Source organism: Hydrogenophaga electricum (genome assembly GCF_030160815.1).
GTDB classification, from domain to species: domain Bacteria; phylum Pseudomonadota; class Gammaproteobacteria; order Burkholderiales; family Burkholderiaceae_C; genus Hydrogenophaga; species Hydrogenophaga electricum.
The window spans coordinates 1-20,688 of sequence record NZ_BSPB01000048.1; the positions used below are offsets into that span (position 1 = coordinate 1).

Genomic DNA, 20,688 nt, shown 5'->3' on the forward strand with positions numbered 1-20,688 from the left:
TTGCTTGTGCATGCGCACTCATCGAAGGCGCGCGTAACCGTTCGGGCTTCACGAAGACCAGCGCGGCGGCCGTGCGTTCTGTACTCAGTCACGGGCTTGAGCACCCCAGCCGCTACCAAACTGCACGGGCCGGTCTGGCCGCCTCAACGGCGGCCACACTCTACCGCGCCAGTCAGATATGAAGATACAAGCGGCACAAACATGTCTCTGGCGCCAAACTTGTCACGGTTGGCGCGTGGAGACGGCTCAAGCAGGCGGGCCGGCGGTCGATGAGTCGGAGGTCTATGAAACTGCAACACAAAGCCTGGGCGGTGGTTCTCGTCGTCGTCGGGCTGGCCGCGTTCGGGGCCATGCTCGGAGCCCGACACATCGTCTCAAACGCCTTCGCGACGCTGGAGCACGACCGTGCGCATCTGGAGGGCGAGCGTGCCCGCCGCGTGCTGGACCAGCAGTTGCAGGCCCTGGAAAACAACGCGCGCGACTACGCCTGGTGGGGCGAGGCGGCGGCCTATGCGGAAGGGCGCAACCCGGGTTTCTTTCACAGCAACTTCGGGCCTGAAAACATGGGGTACCTGCGGGTGTCGCAGGTGATGGTGTTCGACGGCGGGGCCCGCCTGCTGGATTCGGCGGTTCGCGACCCGAGCGGGCAGGTGACGTCCTTGCCGGCCGCCCAGACCGCCGCGGCCCGGGCGCTGGCGGTGGCCATGCTCTCGCGCCCCGAGGTCACGGCCAGCATCCGGACCTACCAGGTGGCGAACGACCGGCTCGACCTGGTGGCGGCGGTGGCGATCCACGACCCGGCCCGGCCAGAGGCTGGCCCGAAGGGCGCGCTGGTGCTGGTCCGGCATCTGGATGCCCCGGAAATCGAGCGCCTGGGGGAGGTGCTCATGACCCGGGTGGGCCTGGCCTTTGGTCTGGCCGACGGGGTCGACGAAGATTCGCACGTGCTGGCGGGCGCAGACGGCCGGCCGGTGCTGCATTCGATCCTGCGCGACTACCGGCGCCAGCCTGTGGCCGAACTGACGCTCGCGCTGGACGACACCATGGCCCAACGGGGGCGTGCTCTGACCGGGCAGGGCATGTTGCTGGCGGTGCTGGCCGGGCTGCTGGCGGCCGTGCTGCTGGTCTGGCTGCTGAACCGCCTGGTGCTGCGCCGGCTGCTGCAACTGCATGCCGACCTGCAACGGGTGACGGCGGAGGGGATCACGCCGACGTCGCGGGTGGGCGGGGTGTCCGGCAGCGACGAGATCACGACCCTGGCCAGCGGCATCAACAACCTGCTGGACCGCGTCCGCAACGACGTGGAAGAGCAGCGCGAGGCGCATGAACGGCAGGAAGTGCTGCAGAACCAGCTGATGCAAAGCCAGAAGACCGAAGCCCTGGGTCGCCTGACCGGTGGCATTGCCCACGACTTCAACAATTCGCTGGCGGCCATCACGGGCTGGGTGCGGCTGGCGGCGGAAGACCTGGACACCGAGCACCCCAGCCACGAGGCCCTGCAGCAGGCCCTGAAGGCCAGTCGCTACGCCGATGGCCTGATGCGCCAGTTGCTGGCATTCGGCCGCCAGTCGGCCCCCAAACTGCGGCGTCTGCACTGGGCCGGCTTGATCGAAGAAACCCGGCAGATGGTGGCCTCGGGCCTGACCAAGGACTGCGAACTGGTGATTCACTACCGGCTCGACGACGATGAGGTCGATGCGGACCCCACGCAACTGCAACAGGTCATGGTCAACCTGCTCATCAATGCGGCCGATGCCATGGGCGGCAAAGGGCGCATCGATCTGTCCCTGGATGCGCTGGAGCTGCCCACGGCCGCCAGTGAACTGCCGCCGCCGGGCACGGCCGAACTGCCGCCCGGCAGCTACCTGGTGCTGGCGGTGAGCGATCACGGTCCGGGGATCGACGACGCGCTCAAAGACCGGGTGTTCGAGCCGTTTTTCACCACCAAGGGCAAAGGCCGGGGCACGGGCCTGGGGCTGTCGGTGGCCCAGGGCATCGTGGCGCGACATGGCGGCGCCATCGGCTTGAGCAGCGTGCCCGGGGAGGGCGCCACGTTCTTCATCTACCTGCCGGCCAGCCGGCGCGAGGCCCAGGTGCCGCCCGTCACCCTGCCTGGCGGCGGGGTGGGGCAGGGGCGCAGCATCCTGTTCGTGGACGACGACCAACTGGTGCGCCACGCCTGGTGCGCGCTGCTGGAGCGCCAGGGCTGGATCGTCACACGCTCGCGCGATGGCGAGGAAGCCTGGCTGCAGTTCTCGCAGAGCGGCAAACATTTCGACCTGGTGCTGACCGACCAGTCCATGCCGCGGCTCGACGGGGTGGGGCTGGCCCAGCGCATCCACGCCACCGCTTCGCCACCGCCCATCGTGCTGATGAGCGGACATGTCAACGAAGTGCCCGCCGATCTGCTCGACAGCCTGTTCGCCGCAGTGCTGCACAAACCGGTGGAGGCGGCCGAGCTCGACCGGTTGCTGCAGGAGGTGCTGCAGGCGCCGCCGAGCGGGTTGGCGCCGCTTTAAGGGGTCTCAGTTCACCAGCACCAGCTTGCCCTTGACGGCGCGCGATCCCATGATTGCGTAGGCCTTGGACAGCTCGCTCATGGGCAGGGTCTGGTCGATCACGGGCTTGATCTGGCCCTGGAGGTACATGCCGGCCAGTGTCTGCATCATCTGGGCATTGGCCTTCGGCTCGTTCTTGGCGAAATTGCCCCAGAACACGCCCACCAGGCTGGCACCCTTGAGCAAGGGCAGGTTCAGCGGCAGGTTGGGGATGGGGCCGCTGGCGAAGCCCACCACCAGGTAGCGGCCGCGCCAGGCGATGGAGCGGAACGCCGGTTCGGCGAAATCCCCACCGACCGGGTCGTAGATCACATCGGGGCCGTTGCCGCCGGTCAGGCGCTTGATTTCGTCGCGCAGCGTGCCCTGCGGCGTGTGCACGCTGTAGTTGATGGTCTCGTCGGCGCCCAACTCGCGGCACAGCGCGCACTTTTCGTCGGTGGAAGCGGCCGCGATGACCCGCGCGCCGGCGGCTTTGGCGATCTGGATCGCCGCGGTGCCCACACCCCCGGCGGCGCCCAGAATGAGCACCGTTTCGCCGGCCTTGAGGGCGGCGCGGTCGATCAGCGCGTGGTACGAGGTGGCGTAGATCATGATGAAGGCCGCCGCGTCGACATGGCCGAAGCCATCGGGCAGCGGCATGCACAGTGCCGCCGGGGCCAGCGTGTGGGTGCCGAAACCGCCCGTGCCGCTGAGGCAGGCCACGTTCTGGCCCACTTTCAGGTGCTGGACGCCTTCGCCCACGGCCCGCACCACGCCGGCGTATTCCGAACCCGGCACGAAGGGCAGGGGCGGTTTCATCTGGTATTTGTTCTGCACGATCAGCAGATCGGGGAAGTTCAGGCTTGCGGCCTTGATCTCGATCAGCACCTCGCCCGCCTTGGGTTCGGGGGTCGGCAGCTCTTTCCAGGTCAGGGCTTCCACGCCCACGGGGTTCTCGCACAGCCAGGCATGCATCGGTTGGTCTCCTTGTGGGGTGCCCCGCTTGGGCACCGGTGGTCCGCATGATAGGCAGGGCCCCCCGATACCGGACCCGTGCAGTCCCGCGGTTTTGTCGCCGCCGTGACCCGCTGCCGGGCGGGGAGACCGTCGCCCCGTGGCCAAAAAGGGCGGCGCGTTTCCCTAGAATCGGGGGATGAAAATCCTCATCGCCAACGACGACGGCTACCAGGCGCCCGGCATCGTGGCCCTGTACGAAGCACTCCAACCCCTGGCCGATGTGGAGGTGGTGGCGCCCGAGCAGAACAACAGCGCCAAATCCAATGCGCTGACGCTGCATTCGCCGCTGTACGTGCACCGGGCGGCCAACGGCTTCCGCTATGTGAACGGCACCCCGGCAGACTGTGTGCACATCGCGCTGACGGGGCTGCTCGATTACAAGCCCGATCTGGTGGTTTCCGGCATCAACAACGGCGCCAACATGGGCGACGACACGCTCTATTCCGGCACCGTGGGGGCGGCGATGGAAGGCTACCTCTTCGGCATCCCGGCGATCGCGTTCTCGCAGACCGAAAAGGGCTGGGCGCACCTGGATGCCGCCGCCGAAAAAGCCGCCGAGCTGGTGCGCCAGTTGCTGCCGTCGCTGGCCGAGCCCGGTCGCCGCAGCGCTCCGTGGCTGCTCAATGTCAACATTCCCAACCGGCCGCTGGCCGAACTCCAGGGGGTCAAGGTGGCCCGGCTCGGGCGCCGGCACGCGGCCGAACCGGTGATCACGCAGCCCAGCCCGCGCGGCGAGACCATGTACTGGATCGGCAGCGCGGGGCCGGCCATGGACGCGGCCGAAGGCACCGATTTCCACGCCACGGCCCAGGGGTTCGTGAGCATCACGCCGCTGCAGATCGACCTGACCGACCACGATCGGCTGCCGTACTGGGCGCCTTTCGCCGCACAACTGGGCGGGGGGGCGCGTTGAAGCGCCACACGCCGCCCGCGCCCGCTCCGCGGCCCCGGCCGGGTTTCCCGGCCCGCCTGCCGACAGCGGGCTCACCGGCCGCATCCTCGTCGGGCGGCCAGCCGCGTTCGGCGCTGGCAGGTGGCCCGGGGCGTGCAGCGCCAGGCCCGGCCGTGGCATCGCCCCCCGGGGGCGTCGGCATGGACTCCCAGGCGGTCCGTTCGGCCATGGTGCGGCGCTTGCAGGCGCAAGGGGTGTCGCACCCGGCCGTGCTGGCCGCCATGGGCGCGGTCGAACGCCACCGTTTTGTCGACACCGCACTCGCGGGCCAGGCCTACGAAGACACCAGCCTGCCCATCGGGCTGGCGCAGACGATCTCCAAGCCGAGCGTGGTGGCCCGCATGGTCGAGTTGATCTGCCAGGGGCGCAGCGAGCGGCTCGGGCGCGTGCTGGAGATCGGCACGGGCTGTGGTTACCAGGCTGCGGTGCTGAGCCATGTGTCACGTGAGGTCTATACCATCGAGCGGCTGCGCGGCCTGCATGAAAAGGCCCGTGAGAACCTTCGGCCGTTCCGGTTGTCGAACGTCCATCTGCTGTTCGGTGACGGCATGCTCGGGTTTGCCCAGGGCGCTCCCTACGCGGCCATCATCGCCGCAGCGGGAGGCGAGGACATTCCGGCGGCCTGGGTCGAACAGCTGGCGGTCGGTGGTCGGCTGGTGGCGCCTGCGCACACCGTGGCCGGCCGGCAGAACCTGGTGGTCATTGACAAAACCGCCGCAGGCGTTCAGCACACGGTGCTGGAGGCCGTTCATTTCGTCCCCCTAAAATCGGGCGTGGCCTGAGAGCAGGCCGGCCCGCCCTGGTGGGCCTTTGTTGGTTGCCGCACGGTTCTGACCGCGCGGCGCGCATCCGCTGGAGTGCCTATGTATCGATTCAACCTGACCACCTCGCCTGTGCTGGACGGCCGTTGGCAACGCCCGCTGGCTCTGCTGATGGTGGCCAGCCTCACCGTGATGGCCGGCTGCTCGACCCGCCGTGTCAGCAGCCCCGCTCCGGTGGAGGACCGCGCGGGCGGCGCCCACGCTGCTGCCGCGGTGGACCCCAAGACCTTGCCCGGCGCCGAAAACGCCGGCAAACCCGGTTATTACACCGTCAAACCCGGCGACACCCTGTTCCGCATCGCCCTGGAAGCCGGCCAGAGCTGGCGCGATGTCCAGGCCTGGAACAGCCTGGCCAACCCGAACATGATCGAGGTTGGGCAGGTGCTGCGCGTGATGCCGCCGGCCGGCACCGCGCCGGTGCCGGCGACCACCGTCGTCGGCAAGCCCCTGCCGCCGGCCGGTGCCCCCGCACCGGGCAATGGCACGACCGCCGTGGCCCCGGTGGCGCCCGCTGCGCCGGCCGCCGAGCCGGCCGGTGCCGAAGAGGTGCAGTTCGTCTGGCCGGCCAACGGGGCCGTGATCGCCACCTTCGACGAGGCGCGCAACAAGGGTATCGGCATTGCCGGCCGCGTCGGTGAGCCGGTCCTCGCCGCCGCCGATGGCCGCGTGGTCTACGCCGGCGCTGGCCTGCGCGGCTACGGCAACCTGATCATCCTCAAGCACAACAACACCTACCTCACGGCCTACGCGCACAACCAGGCGCTGCTGGTGCGCGAGGACCAGTCGGTCAAGCAAGGGCAGAAGATCGCCGAGATGGGCAGCAGTGACGCTGATCGCGTGAAGCTGCATTTCGAGGTGCGCCGCCAGGGCAAGCCCGTGGACCCGCTGGGCTACCTGCCCAAGCGCTGAGGGCCCGCGCGTTGAGCTGGCCGGTCCTCGTCTTCGACATCGAGTCCATTCCCGACGTCGCGGGCCTGCGCCTGCTGCGCGGAGAGCCCGCCGAGCGCACCGACGACGAGGTGCACGCCGCCTGGCTGGCCGAACGGCAGGCCGACGGCAAGAGCGACTTTGCCCCGCTGCATCTGCAGCGGGTGCTGGTGATCAGTTGCGTGCTGCGCGACGCCAGCGGGCTGTACGTGCGTTCCTTCGCAGACCGTGACGGCCAGAGCGAAGGCCGGGTGATCCAGAACTTCTTCACCTCGGTCGAAAACAAGGTGCCCCAGCTCGTGAGCTGGAATGGCAGCGGCTTCGACCTGCCCGTGCTGCACTACCGCGGGCTGCGCCACGGGGTCGAGGCCGGCAAGTACTGGGACCTGGGCGAGGACGACCGCGAGTTCAAGTGGAACAACTACATCAGCCGCTACCACATGCGCCATCTGGACCTGATGGATCTGCTGGCCATGTACTCGCCCAAGAACAACGCGCCGCTGGACGCGCTGGCCAAGCTGTGTGGCTTTCCGGGCAAGCTGGGCATGGACGGCTCGCAGGTCTTTGCGCAGTACCGTGAGGGGCGGCTGGAGGACATCCGCCGCTACTGCGAGACCGACGTGATGAACACCTACCTGATGTACTGCCGCTTCCAGAAAATGCGCGGCGGCCTGACCGAGGCCGAGTACACCCAGGAAATCGCCTTCGTGAAGGACACGCTGGGCGCGCTCGCCCCGACCGAGTCGCATTGGCAGGAATACCTGGCGGCCTGGGTCTGAACCGGGCGGCGGCCCGGCCCTGAGACAATCGGTGCATGAGTTCCGAGAGCCCCACACCCGAACAAGCCGCCGTCCAGGCGGCATTCCCCTCCGCCGACCTGCCCGAAGGCTGGCTGGCCGTCGAATCCCTGGACATCGAGGCCCAGGGCATTGCCCACCGGCCCGATGGCAAGGTGGTCTTCCTGGACGGCGGGCTGCCCTTCGAAGTGGTCAGCGCCCAGGTCACCCGCCGCAAGAACAACTGGGAAGCGGCCACCGTCACCGACATCCACCGCGAATCGCCGCAGCGCGTGCGCCCCGGGTGCCCGCATTTCGGGCTGCACGCCGGAGCCTGTGGCGGCTGCAAGATGCAGCACCTGCACGAGTCGGCGCAGGTCGCGATCAAGCAGCGCGTGCTGGAGGACAACCTCTGGCACCTGGCCAAGGTCAAGGCCGAAACCCTGCAGCGCCCGATCCAGGGGCCGGCCTGGGGCTACCGCTACCGGGCGCGCCTGTCGGTGCGCTACGTGCACAAGAAGGGCGAGGTGCTGATTGGTTTTCACGAGCGCAAGAGCCGCTACGTGGCCGACATGCGCGTCTGCCACGTGCTGCCGCCGCACGTGAGCGCCTTGCTGGTGCCGCTGCGCGCGCTGATTTTCGGCATGGACGCGCGCGAAACCTGCCCGCAGATCGAGCTGGCCTGCGGCGACGAAGTGACCGCGCTGGTGTTGCGCCATCTGGAGCCGCTCAGCGAAGACGACCTCGCCCGCCTGCGGGCTTTTGCGCAGCAGCACGGCGTGCAGTGGTGGTTGCAGCCGAAGGGGCCGGACACGGTCAAGCTGCTGGACGCCGGCGGGCCACCACTGGCCTACAGCCTGCCCGAGTTCGGCGTGACGATGCCGTTCAAACCGACCGACTTCACCCAGGTCAACCCCCACATCAACCGGGTGCTGGTGGCGCGGGCGCTGCGCCTGCTCGGCGCCCAGCGGCACGAGCGCGTGATCGACTGGTTCTGCGGCCTGGGCAATTTCACCCTGCCCATCGCGACCACGGCCGGCGAGGTGCTGGGCATCGAGGGCAGTGAGGCGCTGGTGGCCCGTTCGCGCGAGAACCTGGCGTTCAACCAGTCGGGCCGGACGCAGCCGCTGGCACCGACCCGGTTCGTGGCACGCAACCTGTTCGAGATGACGCCCGATCTGCTGGTGGCCGACGGCGTGGCCGACAAGTGGCTGGTCGATCCGCCGCGCGAGGGCGCTTTTGCCCTGGCCAAAGCCCTGGCCGACCTCCACCAGCAACCCGAACTGCGTGGCGCCTGGATGCCACCCCGCCGCATCGTCTACGTGAGCTGCAACCCGGCCACGCTGGCGCGCGATGCCGGCCTGCTGGTGCACCAGGCGGGTTACCGCTGCGTGTCGGCCGGCGTGGTGAATATGTTCCCGCACACCGCGCACGTGGAGAGCATGGCGGTGTTCGAACGGGTGGACTGAAGCCTCAGGGCCGGGGCGGAGAAGGTGCCCCCGGCTACACAAGCGCAGTGCGCTTCGGTCCCCTGCGTGGGGTGCGGGTCGGGCGCTCAGGAGCGCTGTGTACTGCCGCTGCGCGGGGCCGCGCCGCTGCCGCCGTCGTGGCTGCTGCCGTGGGCGGGATCGGCCGCTTCGCTGGCGGCCCGGTCGGCCGGGGAGCCCGCGTTTTCCGACCAGGGCATGCCCACGACCTGGTTGTCGCGCATGTACTGATCCATCTCGCGCCACCCGGCGAACACGGCGGCCTTGCCGGCGCGCGGGTTGGTGCGGAAGCAGTCTTCGATGCTGCGTACTGCATGGCGGCAGGCGCTGCCGATGGCTTTGCCTTCCGCTTCCTTGCGCGCGGCGATCTGCGGGGCGGTTTCGATGCCCAGCAGATCGCAGCCGGTCAGCAGGCCGGAGGCGGTCAGGCAAAGGGCGAGGGCAAGTCGGCGCATGGTGGATCTGTCGGTTGCCTGTAGTTTCGGCAGATGGGCGGTCAACTTGATGGCGGCTCGCCAGGCTTTTGGCAGCGTGTTTAGGACCGGCAGGCCCGAAGATCGCGGGCAGGGTGGCATTCGTGGAAAAAAAATCCATGACGAAGTCATGATTTTTCATGTTATGGGATTTGACTTCAAAAAACGGGTTTCCGATCAGGACACTGAAAGCAAAATCACGCACGATCTTTGTCTGTCGCCGCCAACCGGGCCCCGAGACACCGGCGGCGCCTCTTCCACAACGACTTCACGGAGCCAAGCCATGAGTAACCAACCATCCACCATCATCTACACGTTGACCGATGAGGCGCCCCTGCTGGCCACGAGTTCGTTCCTGCCGATCATCCGCACCTTTGCGGCGCCGGCGGGTGTGAACGTGGAAACCAGCGACATCTCGGTGGCCGGCCGCATCCTGGGCCTGTTCCCGGATTGCCTGAGCGAAGAGCAGCGCGTGCCCGACAACCTGGCCGATCTGGGCAAGCTCACGCTCAAGCCCGAAGCCAACATCATCAAGCTGCCCAACATCAGCGCGTCGGTGGCCCAGCTCAAGGCCGCGATCAAGGAACTGCAGGACAAGGGTTACAAGATCCCCGACTACCCCGAAAACCCGCAGACCGACGAAGAAAAGGAAATCCGCGCGCGCTACAACAAGTGCACGGGCAGCGCGGTGAACCCGGTGCTGCGTGAAGGCAACTCCGACCGCCGCGCGCCCAAGGCCGTCAAGGAATACGCGCGCAAGAACCCGCACAGCATGGCCGAATGGAGCCAGGCTTCGCGCTCGCACGTCTCGCACATGCACGCTGGCGACTTCTACCACGGCGAAAAGTCCATGACGCTGGACAAGGCGCGCAACGTGAAGATGGAGCTGATCACCAACAGCGGCAAGACCATCGTGCTCAAGCCCAAGGTCGCGCTGCTGGACCGCGAGATCATCGACTCCATGTTCATGAGCAAGAAGGCCCTGCTGGCCTTCTATGAAAAGGAAATCGAAGACGCCCGCAAGACCGGCGTGATGTTCTCGCTGCACGTCAAGGCCACGATGATGAAGGTCTCGCACCCCATCGTGTTCGGCCACTGCGTGCGCATCTTCTACAAGGACGCGTTCGAGAAACACGCCAAGACCTTTGAAGAGCTGGGCGTGAACGTGAACAACGGCATGGTCGATCTGTACACCAAGATCGAATCCCTGCCGCAGAGCCAGCGCGACGAGATCAAGCGCGATATCCACGCCTGCCACGAGCACCGCCCCGAGCTGGCCATGGTCGATTCGGCCAAGGGCATCACCAACTTCCACTCGCCCAACGACGTCATCGTCGACGCCTCGCTGCCCGCCATGATCCGCAACGGCGGCAAGATGTGGGGCGCCGACGGTCGCCTGAAGGACACCAAGGCGGTGCAGCCGGAGAGCACCTTCGCCCGCATCTACCAGGAGATGATCAACTTCTGCAAGTGGCACGGCGCTTTCGATCCCAAGACCATGGGCACGGTGCCCAACGTGGGCCTGATGGCGCAGCAGGCCGAAGAGTACGGCTCGCACGACAAGACCTTCGAAATCCCCGAAGACGGCGTGGCCAACATCACCGATCTGGACACCGGCGAAGTGCTGATGAGCCAGAACGTGGAGCAGGGCGACATCTGGCGCATGTGCCAGGTCAAGGACGCCGCCATCCGCGACTGGGTCAAGCTGGCCGTCAACCGCGCCCGCAACTCCGGCATGCCGGTGGTGTTCTGGCTCGATGCCTACCGCCCGCACGAAGCGCAGCTGATCACCAAGGTCAAGATGTACCTGCACGAGCACGACACCACGGGTCTGGACATCCAGATCATGAGCCAGGTGCGTGCCATGCGCTACACGCTGGAGCGTGTGATCCGTGGCCTGGACACCATCAGCGCCACCGGCAACATCCTGCGCGACTACCTGACCGACCTGTTCCCGATCATGGAACTGGGCACCTCGGCCAAGATGCTGTCCATCGTGCCGCTGATGGCCGGTGGCGGCATGTACGAAACCGGTGCCGGCGGCTCGGCGCCCAAGCACGTGCAGCAACTGGTGGAAGAAAACCACCTGCGCTGGGACTCGCTGGGCGAATTCCTGGCGCTGGCCGTGAGCCTGGAAGAGCTGGGCATCAAGAACAACAACGCCAAGGCCAAGATCCTGGCCAAGACGCTGGATGCCGCCACGGGCAAGCTGTTGGACAACAACAAGAACCCCAGCCCCAAGACGGGCCAGCTCGACAACCGCGGCAGCCAGTTCTACCTGTCCCTGTACTGGGCGCAGGCGCTGGCAGCGCAGACCGAGGACGCCGAACTGGCGGCCAAGTTCGCGCCCCTGGCCAAGGTCCTGGCCGAAAACGAAAAGACCATCGTCGACGAACTGGCGGTGGTGCAGGGCAAGCCGGTGGACATCGGCGGCTACTACAAGCCCGATTTCGAGAAGCTCTCGGCCATCATGCGTCCCAGCGCCACGTTCAACGCGGCCCTGGCATCAATGACGGCCTGATCGCCTGGGAACCCCTGGTCGAAGCCGCCGCAAGGTGGCGCCGGCCAGGCACAAAAAAAGCGCAGCTCCGGCTGCGCTTTTTTGTGGGCGAGTGGGCGGGATCTGGCGTTCAGCGGCGGCCGCCGAACGGCGAGCCGGCAAGGCGGGTGCCGGCGACCAGGCCGCGCTTGGCGAACCAGCCCTGGTTCATCTCCAGCACGTAGCGCACCGGCTTGGTCGAGCAGTGCGAGTCCAGCGTCTGGGGCTTCATGTCGGCCAGGTTGACGATGCTGCCGTCGTCGGCGATGAAAGCCGCGGTCAGCGGCAGCAGCGTGTTCTTCATCCAGAAGCACTGCACGGCCGGCTCCTCGAACACGAACAGCATGCCTTCGTTGGCAGGCATTTCCGGCCGGTGCATCAGGCCGATGGCACGCTGTTCGGGGGTGAGCGCCACCTGGGTGTGGATGAGGTGCATGCCTGCCTGGAGGGTGATGCGGGGCAGGTCCATCTGGGGGCCTTGTTGGGCCCAGGCCGGGGCGGTCAGGCAGGACAGCAGCCAGAACAGGCGGGAGAGCAGGGATCGCATAGGCGGGTGTGGGAAGGTCGGGGAAGAGCGAGCGGATTGTCGGCGATTCGGCCGTCCCGTGGCAAAGCTTTGCCCGCAGGCGACGGGGTGCCATTTCCTTAAGACATAAAATTCCCGGGCAGTTCCTGCACGCTGAGGGCCCCGGGCACGTTTGCCGATCCAGGGGCCGGTTGTCCTTCCCGGAGTCGTATTCACATGTACCAGCACATCCAGGTGCCCACCCAAGGTCAGAAGATCACGGTCAATGCCGACCGGACGCTGAACGTGCCCGACGAGCCCATCATTCCCTTCATCGAAGGTGACGGCATTGGCGTCGACATCACGCCGGTGATGATCCGGGTGGTCGACGCGGCCGTGGCCAAGGTCTACGGCGGGCAGCGCAAGATCCACTGGATGGAGGTTTATGCCGGCGAAAAGGCCACGCGCGTTTATGGCCCTGATGTTTGGCTGCCCGAAGAGACGCTGGCGGCGGTGAAAGATTACGTGGTCTCGATCAAGGGGCCACTGACCACGCCGGTGGGCGGTGGCATCCGCTCGCTCAACGTGGCGCTGCGCCAGGAACTCGACCTGTACGTCTGCCTGCGCCCGGTGCAGTACTTCCAGGGCGTGCCCAGCCCGCTCAAGGAGCCCGAGAAGACCAACATGGTGATCTTCCGCGAGAACTCGGAGGACATCTATGCCGGCATCGAATACCCGGCCCAGAGTGACAAGGCCAAGAAGCTCATCCGGTTCCTGCAGGACGAGATGGGCGTGACCAAGATCCGCTTCCCCGAAACCTCGGGCATCGGCGTCAAGCCGGTGTCGATCGAGGGCACCGAGCGCCTGGTGCGCAAGGCGATCCAGTACGCGATCGACAACGACAAGCCCAGTGTGACCCTGGTCCACAAGGGCAACATCATGAAGTTCACCGAAGGGGGTTTCCGTGACTGGGGTTACGCCCTGGCCAAGAAGGAATTCGGCGCGGCCGAGCTCGACGGCGGCCCGTGGTGCCAGTTCAAGAACCCCAGGACCGGCCGCAACATCGTCATCAAGGACGTGATTGCCGACGCCTTCCTGCAGCAGATCCTGACGCGCCCGGCCGAGTATTCGGTGATCGCGACGCTCAACCTCAATGGCGACTACATCTCCGACGCGCTGGCGGCGCAGGTGGGCGGCATCGGCATCGCCCCGGGCGCGAATATGAGCGACTCGGTGGCCTGCTTCGAGGCCACCCACGGCACGGCGCCGAAGTACGCCGGCAAGGACTATGTGAACCCGGGCTCCGAAATCCTGTCGGCCGAGATGATGCTGCGCCACATGGGCTGGCGCGAAGCGGCCGACCTGATCATCCGTGCGATGGAACAGGCCATCCTGTCCAAGAAAGTGACCTACGACTTCGCCCGCCTGATGGACGGCGCCAGCCAGGTCAGTTGTTCCGGTTTCGGGCAGGTGATGATCGACGCGATGAACGACTGACCCCGCTTCCCGGCGTCCGGTCCTCGCCCCGAACCCCCGACCCACCGCCAGGTGGGTCGGGGGTTTTTGTTTGCGCGCGCGCGGTGGCCTGGGCGGCGGTTGCTTTGCGCGACAGGGTGGCGTGAAAACAGAGGGTTAACCCTTATTTCCATGCAGAACCTTACATACAACAATCCGCCATCTCAAAAATATCCATGCGTGGAGACGGCAGGATGATGGTCTTTTTTTCTTTGTGGATGAGGTTCCCCGGCACCTCGGATGGCATCGCGGTGCCGGGTAGGGTGGCATGAGCACGCGCAGTCATTCGCCGTTGGCGATCCGGGCCATGGAGGCCTTTCTGGCCTTCTGCCTGCTGTCCATGGTGGTCATGGTGTTCGGCAACGTGGTGCTGCGTTACGGCTTTGACTCCGGGATCATGGTGTCCGAGGAGCTCTCACGCTTCGCTTTCATCTGGCTGGTGTTCGTGGGGGCCGTGGTGGCCATGCACGAAGGCGCCCACCTGGGCGTGGACAGCCTGGTCAGCCGCCTGCCTCGGCAGGGCAAGCTGGTGTGTCTGGCCATCAGCCAACTGCTGATCGTGATCTGCTGCGCCATGTTCTTCTGGGGCACCTGGCGGCAGCACGAGGTCAACCAGACCACGATGGCGCAGGTCACGGGCCTGTCGATGATCTGGGTTTTCGGGATGGGCTACTTCAGCAGCCTGGGGATTGGCAGCATCGCACTGCACAAGCTCTGGTGCATCGTCACCGGGCGCATCGCTGATGACGAACTGGTGGCCGTTCGCGAGAGCGAAGAAGAAACCGATCCGGATCATGGCGCCACCCCGGTGGGCACCCAGGGAGAGCGCGCATGACCGTCGGCGTCTTCGTTATTTCGCTGCTGGGCGCAATGGCCCTGGGCATGCCGATCGCGTTCGCCCTGATGGTGTGTGCGGTCGCGTTGATGCTGCTGCAGGGTTCGGTGGACACCACCATCCTGTCGCAGAAGATCATCGAAGGGGCCGACAGCTTCCCGCTGCTGGCGATCCCTTTCTTCATGCTGGCGGGCGAGTTGATGAATGCCGGCGGTATCTCGCGGCGCATCGTCAACTTTGCGCTGGCTTTCGTCGGACACATCCGGGGTGGCCTGGGCGTGGTGGCCATCATGGCGGCCGTGATCATGGCGGCAATCTCCGGCTCGGCCGCGGCGGACGCTGCCGCGCTGGCCACGATGCTGATTCCCATGATGCGCCAGGCGGGCTACAACATCCCGCGCTCGGCGGGGCTGATCTCGGCCGGGGGCGTGATCGCGCCGGTGCTGCCGCCTTCGATCGGCATGATCATCTTCGGCGTGGTGGCCAACGTGTCCATCGGCAAGCTGTTCATGGCCGCCATCGTTCCCGGGCTGCTGATGGGCGTGTCGCTGTTGCTGGCCTGGATGATCGTGGCGCGCAAGGACCAGGTGCAGGTGCTGCCGCGCATGCCGATGCGCCAGCGCCTGCGCGTCGCGCTCGACAGCCTGTGGGCGCTGGTCATGCCCGTGGGCATTGTTGGCGGCATGAAGTTCGGCGTGTTCACGCCGACCGAGGCGGCGGTGGTGGCTGCGGTCTATGCCTTTGTGGTGGGCATGTTCGTCTATCGCGAACTGAAGTGGCGCGCCATCTACCCCTTGCTGGTGAGCGCGGCCAAGACCACCGCGGTCGTGGTGTTCCTGATTGCCACGGCCCTGGTGTCCGGCTGGCTGATCACGGTGTCGGATATCCCGCAACAGGTCAGCGACCTTCTGCAGCCCTTCATCGACAGCCCGATCCTGCTGATGGCGCTGATGATGATGCTGGTGGTCATTGTCGGCACGGCGCTGGATTTCGCCCCCACGCTGCTGATCCTCACGCCGGTGCTGATGCCGATCGTGCGTGAGGCGGGCATCGACCCCGTGTACTTCGGCGTGCTGTTCATCATGAACAACGCCATCGGCCTGATCACCCCCCCGGTGGGCATCGTGCTCAACGTGGTCTGTGGCACCGCCAAGGTGACCATGGGCGAGCTGATGAAGGGGATCGCCCCCTTCCTGTTGGCCGAGATCGCCGTGCTGTTTCTGCTGGTGATGTTCCCGTCCATCGTGCTGGTGCCTCTGCGCTGGCTCACGGGTTGATCCCCTGCGTCCATTTCCCCTGTCCGATCCATTCACAAAGGAGACACTTCATGACCGCTCCCCGCATCCGCCTGGCCGCCATGGCCCTGGCTGCCCTGGCCACCAGCGCCGCCCATGCCCAGTTCGAAGCCCGCACCGTGCGCGTTTCGTCCGGCGTCACCAAAGGGCACCCGATCAGCTTCGGCATCACCAAGATGACGCAATGCGCGGCCGACAAGAGCGGCGGCAAGCTCAAGCTGCGGACCTACTACGACGGGGCCCTGGGCAACGACACCACCGCGTCGCAGCAGGTGCGCACGGGATCGCTGGACATGGTGCTGACCTCCACCGCGCCGCTGGTGGGGGCCATTCCGCAACTGGCCGTGTTCGACCTGCCGTTCCTGTTCGCCAACGAGCGCGAGGCTGATCAGGTGCTCGACGGCAAAGTGGGCCAGTCCTTCGAACCCAGGTTCGAGGAAGCCGGCCTGGTGAACCTGGCGTATTGGGAAAACGGTTTCCGCAACGTCACCAACTCCAAGCGCCCGGTGACGCGCTGGGAAGACCTGCAGGGCGTGAAGATGCGCGTCATGCAGAACAAGGTGTTCCTCGACACCTTCAGTGCACTGGGCAGCAACCCGACGCCGCTGGCCTTCTCCGAGGTGTATTCCGCGCTGGAGACCCGCACGGTGGACGGCCAGGAAAACCCGGTCGCGCTGATCGAGAACATGAAGTTCTACGAAGTGCAGAAGTACCTCTCGCTCACGCGTCACGCCTACAGCCCGCTGGCCGTCCTGTTCTCGAAGAAGCAGTTCGACAAGCTCTCGCCGCAGGAGCAGGGGGTCATGCGCGAATGCGCGGTCGCGGGTCGCGAAGAGTCGCGCCGTGTGGGCCGCGAGCAGGACGCCACGGTCATCGCCAGCCTGAAGAAGCAGGGCATGCAGGTCAACGAAGTCTCGCCCGCCGAGTTGCAGCGCATGCGCGACAAGGTCAAGGACGTCTACCAGGCGCAGGCCAAGCTCGTGGGTGAGGACATCGTGAACGAAGTCCACGCCGAATTGCAGCGCATCCGCGCAGCCGCCAAGTGAGCGTCGATCAGGGAGGCGCGGTGCAACCCGCAACCATGCCGGGCATCGCAGGCCTGGCCGTGGCGATCACCGGGGCTGCGCAGGGTATCGGTCGCAGCCTGGCGCTGCGTTTCGCCGAGGCCGGTGCCCACGTGGCGGTGGCCGACCTGCGGCAGGAGGCTTGCGACGCGGTCTGCGATGGGTTGCGTGCCTTCGGCGTGAACGCCGTCGGGGTGGCGGCCGACGTGACGCAGCCCGCGGATGTCGAGCGCCTGGTGGCGACCGCTGCACAGGCCTTCGGCCGGCTCGATGTGATGATCTGCAATGCCGGTGTGGCGCAGGTCAAGCCGTTCATGGAGTTGCAGGCGGCCGACTGGGACCTGCACCTGGGTGTCAACGTCAAAGGGGCCTTCCTGTGTCTGCAGGCTGCCGCGCGCCAGATGGCCCGGCAGGCGCCGCTGGCGCCGGGCCGGCCGCGGGGCAAGGTCATCAACATGGCCTCGATTGCCGGGCGCTACGGCGCCGGGCCGATGGCCCCCTACCAGGGGCCGTACCGGGCCAGCAAGGCGGCGGTCATCAGCCTCACGCAGACGGCGGCCTACACCCTGGCGCCCGATGTCACGGTCAACGCCATCTGTCCCGGCCTGGTGGCCACCGACATGTGGGCCCGCATGGACCGCACGCTCTCGGCCCTGGAAAACGGGCGTGAAGGCGACGTGTTTGCCCGCCGGGTGGCGGCGGTACCGATGGGCCGTGCGCAGACGCCGGAGGACGTGGCGGGGCTGGCGCTGTACCTGGCGTCACCGGCGGCCGACTACATGACGGGCCAGTCCATCAACATCGATGGCGGCCTGATGTTCGGCTGATACTGGCCATTCGATTCATCACCGCAGGAGTTCCGGCATGGTTCAGAAGTTCGACATCGAGATGCCCAAATCGCTGACCGAGATCGTGGCCGCGCGCGTGCGCCAGGCCATCATCGACGGCGAGTTCACGCTGGGGCAGATGATTTCGGAGGAGTCGCTCGCCGAGTCCTTCGGCGTCAGCCGCACGCCGGTGCGCGACGCGCTGACCCTGCTGCAGACCACGGGCCTGGTGGAGATCCGGCCCAAGCGGGGCAGCTTCGTGTTCCAGCCCACGGAAGACGACGTGCAGGCAATCTGCGACTTCCGCGTGATGCTGGAGGTGCAGGCCGCGCGCCGGGGCTGCGCGATCGACCGCACCGGTCTGCTGGCCGCCATGGAGGCGCTGTGCCGCGAGATGCGCGAGGCCTCCGAGGCCGACGACGACGTGCGCTACGGTCGCGTCGACTCGCAATTCCACGAGGTGCTGTTCGCGCACTGCGCCAATCCCTACATGCGCGACGCCTACGGTCTCGTGGCCGGCAAGATTTCGGCGCTGCGCACCGCCATGTCGCGCCAGTTCTTCGACTCGCGCGAGGTGTCGCTGGCCGAACACGAGCGCATGGTCGATCTGATCGGGCAGGGCCAGTTCGACGGCCTGCACGCGCTGCTGTCCGACCACATCGGCCGCACCGTCGACGCCTTCCGCCTGGCGGCCGACAGCGGCCAGTTCTCGGCTCCCCGGGCGCGGCAACGCGCCTGATTTCCCGTACTGCTTTTCATGACCCCATCTTCCCTCCATCCCGCCCGGCAGTTGCGCCAGCTCCTCGCCGCTGGCTCGATCGTCATGGCCCCGGGCGCGCCCGATGCGCTGTCGGCCCGCCTGGTGCAGCAGGCCGGTTTTCCGGCCATTTACATGACCGGCTTCGGCGCCACCGCCACCCGCCTGGGCCAGCCCGACATCGGCCTGCTGAGCCAGACCGAGATGACCACACATGCCCGCGACATGGTGCGCGCGGTCCAGATTCCCGTGATCGCCGATGCCGACACCGGTTACGGCGGCCCGTCCAACATCCACCGCACCGTGCGCGAGTACGTGCAGGCGGGTGTGGCCGCCATTCACCTGGAAGACCAGGTCGCGCCCAAGCGCTGTGGCCAGATGGCCGGCATCCGCCTGATGGACGCGGCCGAAAACGCCCAGCGCCTGCGCTGCGCCCTTGAAGCGCGCGGCAGCGACGAATTGCTGATCATCGGCCGCACCGACGCCTTGCCCGCCGCCGGCATCGACGAGGCGGTGAGCCGCGCGCACCGGTACCAAGACGCGGGTGTGGACCTGGTGTTCGTCGACGGCATCAAGAAGATCGCCGAAGTCGAGGCCGTGGCGCGTGCTGTGCCTGGTCCCAAGGTGGTGTCCATCGTCGACGGCAACGAAACCACCGCGCTGACCGCGGCGGAACTGCAGCAGATGGGCTTCTCGGTGGTGTTCTACGCCGTGACCGCGCTGTTCACCGCGGCCCGCGCCACGGCCGACGCCCTGGCCGCCCTGCGGCGCGACGGCACGCCCCGCGCCAGCGCCGGCGCGCAACTCACCTACGCCGAGTTCAGCGAACTCGTCGGCCTGGACTTCCACCAGGATCTGGACGCCCGTTTCGGCGCCTGAACCCGCCTCCTTTTTTTCATCTCCTTCCGTTCACCATGAGCGCCACCGCTTTTCCCGCTGCCGAAATTCCCTCCGACACGCCCAGCCCGGGTGCCCACGCCGCCGTGCGCGAACTGCTCGACCTGCTGGGCCCTGTGGCCGTGATGGCCGGTGCCGATGTGCCCGCGCGCAACCGCAACGACTACAGCGGCCTGCTGCCGACCGAGCCGCTGGCCGTGGTGCGCCCGGCCAGCACGGCCGAGGTGGCAGCCACGCTGCGTATCTGCCATGCGCACGGCGTTGCGGTGGTGCCGCAGGGCGGCCTGACCGGGCTGTGCGGCGGTGGCCGTGCACAGGACGGCGAGATCGCGCTGTCGCTGGAGCGCATGACCGGTATCGAGGAGATCGATCCGGCCGCGGCCACCATGACCCTGGCCGCCGGCACGCCGCTGGAAACCGTGCAGCAGGCCGCCGATGCGGCCGGCTTCTTCTGCCCGCTGGACCTGGGCGCACGGGGCTCCTGCGCCATCGGCGGCAACCTGTCGACCAACGCCGGGGGCAACCGCGTCATCCGCTACGGCATGGCGCGCGAAATGGTGCTGGGCCTGGAGGTGGTGATGGCCGACGGCACCGTGGTCAACAGCCTCAACAAGATGATCAAGAACAACGCGGGCTTCGATCTCAAGCACCTGTTCATCGGCAGCGAAGGCACGCTGGGCGTGATTACCCGCATCGTGCTGCGCCTGTTCCCCAAGCCGGGATCGCGCATGGTCGCCATGTGCGCCTGCGAGGACTACGCCACCGTGCTGCGCCTGCTGGGCGAAGCGCGCAGCGGCCTCGGGCCGCTGATGTCGGCCTTCGAGGTGATGTGGCCCGACTACTGGGGCCGCGCGGTGAACGAACTGCGCGCCCGCAACCCCTTCGCCGGTGACGACACGGCGTATGGCGCCTACGTGCTGATCGAGGCCCTGGGCACCGACCCCGAAGCCGATCTGCCGCGCTTCGAAGCCTGGCTGGAGCGCCTGCTGGAACAGGGTGTCGTGCCCAACGCCGTGGTCGCGCAGTCGCTGGCCGACGAGCAGGCTCTCTGGGGCGTGCGCGATGCCTGTGGCGAGCTGCACCAGACCTGGCCCGGCCACCTGGCCTTCGACATCGGCCTGCCACAGACCGCCATGGATCACTACGCGCGCGCCTGCAAGGCCGAGCTGGCCGAGAAGGTGCCCGGTTGCGAGACCGTGTTCTACGGCCACATCGGTGACGGCAACGTGCACATCGTCGCTTACCGGGCCGGTGACGCCGAGCAGCCCAAGGACGCGGTGGAGGAAGTGGTGTACGGCCTGGTGCAGAAGTTCGGCGGCACGGTGTCGGCCGAGCACGGCATCGGCACGCTCAAGCGCCGCTGGCTGGGTCATGCCCGCTCGCCCGAACAGATCGAGCTGATGCGCACCCTGAAGCTGGCGCTGGACCCCAAGGGCATCCTCAACCCCGGTAAGGTGCTGTGAG

The 20,688-nt window shown here is 67.1% G+C and carries 19 protein-coding genes; 16 read left to right on the plus strand and 3 right to left on the minus strand.

Annotated elements, in window-relative coordinates:
* Both QQK43_RS18770 and QQK43_RS18775 read left to right on the plus strand, forming a co-directional pair.
* On the plus strand, positions 1-182 hold a 182-nt coding region (locus tag QQK43_RS18770; RefSeq protein WP_284308984.1), incomplete at its 5' end, for a hypothetical protein.
* Between the two features lie 102 nt (positions 183-284).
* A complete protein-coding gene (locus QQK43_RS18775; RefSeq protein WP_284308985.1) occupies positions 285-2,519 on the plus strand; it encodes an ATP-binding protein in 2,235 nt (744 codons plus the stop codon).
* Positions 2,520-2,525: 6 nt separating this feature from the next.
* Here QQK43_RS18775 and QQK43_RS18780 read toward each other — a convergent pair whose 3' ends face one another.
* Positions 2,526-3,512: an NADPH:quinone oxidoreductase family protein gene (locus QQK43_RS18780; RefSeq protein ID WP_284308986.1), complete on the minus strand. Its 987-nt coding sequence runs from the start codon at positions 3,510-3,512 to the stop codon at positions 2,526-2,528.
* A 178-nt stretch (positions 3,513-3,690) separates the two neighbouring features.
* Here QQK43_RS18780 and surE point away from each other — a divergent pair, with 178 nt between their 5' ends.
* From surE to rlmD, 5 genes are all read left to right on the plus strand, one after another.
* Positions 3,691-4,467 (plus strand): 5'/3'-nucleotidase SurE, encoded by a 777-nt coding sequence (gene surE / locus QQK43_RS18785; protein ID WP_234262769.1) that lies wholly within the window; start codon positions 3,691-3,693, stop codon positions 4,465-4,467.
* Positions 4,464-5,288 (plus strand): protein-L-isoaspartate(D-aspartate) O-methyltransferase, encoded by an 825-nt coding sequence (locus QQK43_RS18790; RefSeq protein WP_284308987.1) that lies wholly within the window; start codon positions 4,464-4,466, stop codon positions 5,286-5,288. The genes surE and QQK43_RS18790 overlap by 4 nt, the downstream gene beginning before the upstream one ends.
* 150 nt (positions 5,289-5,438) lie before the next feature.
* Positions 5,439-6,236: a peptidoglycan DD-metalloendopeptidase family protein gene (locus QQK43_RS18795; protein WP_284309000.1), complete on the plus strand. Its 798-nt coding sequence runs from the start codon at positions 5,439-5,441 to the stop codon at positions 6,234-6,236.
* Positions 6,237-6,247: 11 nt separating this feature from the next.
* On the plus strand, positions 6,248-7,033 hold the full coding sequence (locus tag QQK43_RS18800) for a 3'-5' exonuclease (RefSeq protein WP_234262771.1): 786 nt from the start codon (positions 6,248-6,250) through the stop codon (positions 7,031-7,033).
* A gap of 35 nt (positions 7,034-7,068) precedes the next feature.
* Positions 7,069-8,499 (plus strand): 23S rRNA (uracil(1939)-C(5))-methyltransferase RlmD, encoded by a 1,431-nt coding sequence (rlmD, locus tag QQK43_RS18805; protein ID WP_234262772.1) that lies wholly within the window; start codon positions 7,069-7,071, stop codon positions 8,497-8,499.
* A gap of 86 nt (positions 8,500-8,585) precedes the next feature.
* Here rlmD and QQK43_RS18810 read toward each other — a convergent pair whose 3' ends face one another.
* Positions 8,586-8,972: a hypothetical protein gene (locus QQK43_RS18810; protein ID WP_284308988.1), complete on the minus strand. Its 387-nt coding sequence runs from the start codon at positions 8,970-8,972 to the stop codon at positions 8,586-8,588.
* 301 nt (positions 8,973-9,273) lie between these two features.
* On the opposite strand from QQK43_RS18810, the gene QQK43_RS18815 reads away from it, so the two are divergent.
* Positions 9,274-11,511 (plus strand): NADP-dependent isocitrate dehydrogenase, encoded by a 2,238-nt coding sequence (locus QQK43_RS18815; protein ID WP_284308989.1) that lies wholly within the window; start codon positions 9,274-9,276, stop codon positions 11,509-11,511.
* A 109-nt stretch (positions 11,512-11,620) separates the two neighbouring features.
* On the opposite strand, the gene QQK43_RS18820 is transcribed toward QQK43_RS18815, so the two are convergent.
* Positions 11,621-12,076: a DUF192 domain-containing protein gene (locus tag QQK43_RS18820; RefSeq protein WP_284308990.1), complete on the minus strand. Its 456-nt coding sequence runs from the start codon at positions 12,074-12,076 to the stop codon at positions 11,621-11,623.
* 189 nt (positions 12,077-12,265) lie between these two features.
* Here QQK43_RS18820 and icd point away from each other — a divergent pair, with 189 nt between their 5' ends.
* From icd to QQK43_RS18860, 8 genes are all read left to right on the plus strand, one after another.
* Positions 12,266-13,531, plus strand: coding sequence for an NADP-dependent isocitrate dehydrogenase (icd, locus tag QQK43_RS18825; protein ID WP_234262950.1), 1,266 nt, complete (start codon positions 12,266-12,268; stop codon positions 13,529-13,531).
* A 286-nt stretch (positions 13,532-13,817) separates the two neighbouring features.
* Complete coding sequence (locus QQK43_RS18830) at positions 13,818-14,384, plus strand: TRAP transporter small permease (protein ID WP_284308991.1); 567 nt, start codon at positions 13,818-13,820, stop codon at positions 14,382-14,384.
* Positions 14,381-15,661 (plus strand): TRAP transporter large permease, encoded by a 1,281-nt coding sequence (locus QQK43_RS18835; protein ID WP_234262777.1) that lies wholly within the window; start codon positions 14,381-14,383, stop codon positions 15,659-15,661. The genes QQK43_RS18830 and QQK43_RS18835 overlap by 4 nt, the downstream gene beginning before the upstream one ends.
* 50 nt (positions 15,662-15,711) lie before the next feature.
* Positions 15,712-16,725: a TRAP transporter substrate-binding protein gene (locus QQK43_RS18840; RefSeq protein ID WP_284308992.1), complete on the plus strand. Its 1,014-nt coding sequence runs from the start codon at positions 15,712-15,714 to the stop codon at positions 16,723-16,725.
* Between the two features lie 35 nt (positions 16,726-16,760).
* The gene (locus tag QQK43_RS18845; protein WP_234262779.1) at positions 16,761-17,570 is read left to right on the plus strand and encodes an SDR family NAD(P)-dependent oxidoreductase; all 810 of its coding nucleotides are present in this window, start codon (positions 16,761-16,763) and stop codon (positions 17,568-17,570) included.
* A gap of 37 nt (positions 17,571-17,607) precedes the next feature.
* Positions 17,608-18,309, plus strand: coding sequence for a GntR family transcriptional regulator (locus tag QQK43_RS18850; protein WP_234262780.1), 702 nt, complete (start codon positions 17,608-17,610; stop codon positions 18,307-18,309).
* An 18-nt stretch (positions 18,310-18,327) separates the two neighbouring features.
* On the plus strand, positions 18,328-19,206 hold the full coding sequence (locus tag QQK43_RS18855) for an isocitrate lyase/PEP mutase family protein (protein ID WP_284308993.1): 879 nt from the start codon (positions 18,328-18,330) through the stop codon (positions 19,204-19,206).
* 35 nt (positions 19,207-19,241) lie between these two features.
* Complete coding sequence (locus QQK43_RS18860) at positions 19,242-20,687, plus strand: FAD-binding oxidoreductase (protein WP_284308994.1); 1,446 nt, start codon at positions 19,242-19,244, stop codon at positions 20,685-20,687.
* Position 20,688 lies beyond the last annotated feature (1 nt).

Bases quoted from the DNA above. Each gene is read 5' to 3' on its own strand.
- QQK43_RS18775 (WP_284308985.1), top strand. From the start codon at position 285: ATGAAACTGCAACACAAAGCCTGGGCGGTGGTTCTCGTCGTCGTCGGG.
- QQK43_RS18780 (WP_284308986.1), bottom strand. From the start codon at position 3,512: ATGCATGCCTGGCTGTGCGAGAACCCCGTGGGCGTGGAAGCCCTGACC.
- surE (WP_234262769.1), top strand. From the start codon at position 3,691: ATGAAAATCCTCATCGCCAACGACGACGGCTACCAGGCGCCCGGCATC.
- QQK43_RS18795 (WP_284309000.1), top strand. From the start codon at position 5,439: ATGGTGGCCAGCCTCACCGTGATGGCCGGCTGCTCGACCCGCCGTGTC.
- rlmD (WP_234262772.1), top strand. From the start codon at position 7,069: ATGAGTTCCGAGAGCCCCACACCCGAACAAGCCGCCGTCCAGGCGGCA.
- QQK43_RS18810 (WP_284308988.1), bottom strand. From the start codon at position 8,972: ATGCGCCGACTTGCCCTCGCCCTTTGCCTGACCGCCTCCGGCCTGCTG.
- QQK43_RS18815 (WP_284308989.1), top strand. From the start codon at position 9,274: ATGAGTAACCAACCATCCACCATCATCTACACGTTGACCGATGAGGCG.
- QQK43_RS18820 (WP_284308990.1), bottom strand. From the start codon at position 12,076: ATGCGATCCCTGCTCTCCCGCCTGTTCTGGCTGCTGTCCTGCCTGACC.
- QQK43_RS18830 (WP_284308991.1), top strand. From the start codon at position 13,818: ATGAGCACGCGCAGTCATTCGCCGTTGGCGATCCGGGCCATGGAGGCC.
- QQK43_RS18835 (WP_234262777.1), top strand. From the start codon at position 14,381: ATGACCGTCGGCGTCTTCGTTATTTCGCTGCTGGGCGCAATGGCCCTG.
- QQK43_RS18840 (WP_284308992.1), top strand. From the start codon at position 15,712: ATGACCGCTCCCCGCATCCGCCTGGCCGCCATGGCCCTGGCTGCCCTG.
- QQK43_RS18845 (WP_234262779.1), top strand. From the start codon at position 16,761: ATGCCGGGCATCGCAGGCCTGGCCGTGGCGATCACCGGGGCTGCGCAG.
- QQK43_RS18850 (WP_234262780.1), top strand. From the start codon at position 17,608: ATGGTTCAGAAGTTCGACATCGAGATGCCCAAATCGCTGACCGAGATC.
- QQK43_RS18855 (WP_284308993.1), top strand. From the start codon at position 18,328: ATGACCCCATCTTCCCTCCATCCCGCCCGGCAGTTGCGCCAGCTCCTC.
- QQK43_RS18860 (WP_284308994.1), top strand. From the start codon at position 19,242: ATGAGCGCCACCGCTTTTCCCGCTGCCGAAATTCCCTCCGACACGCCC.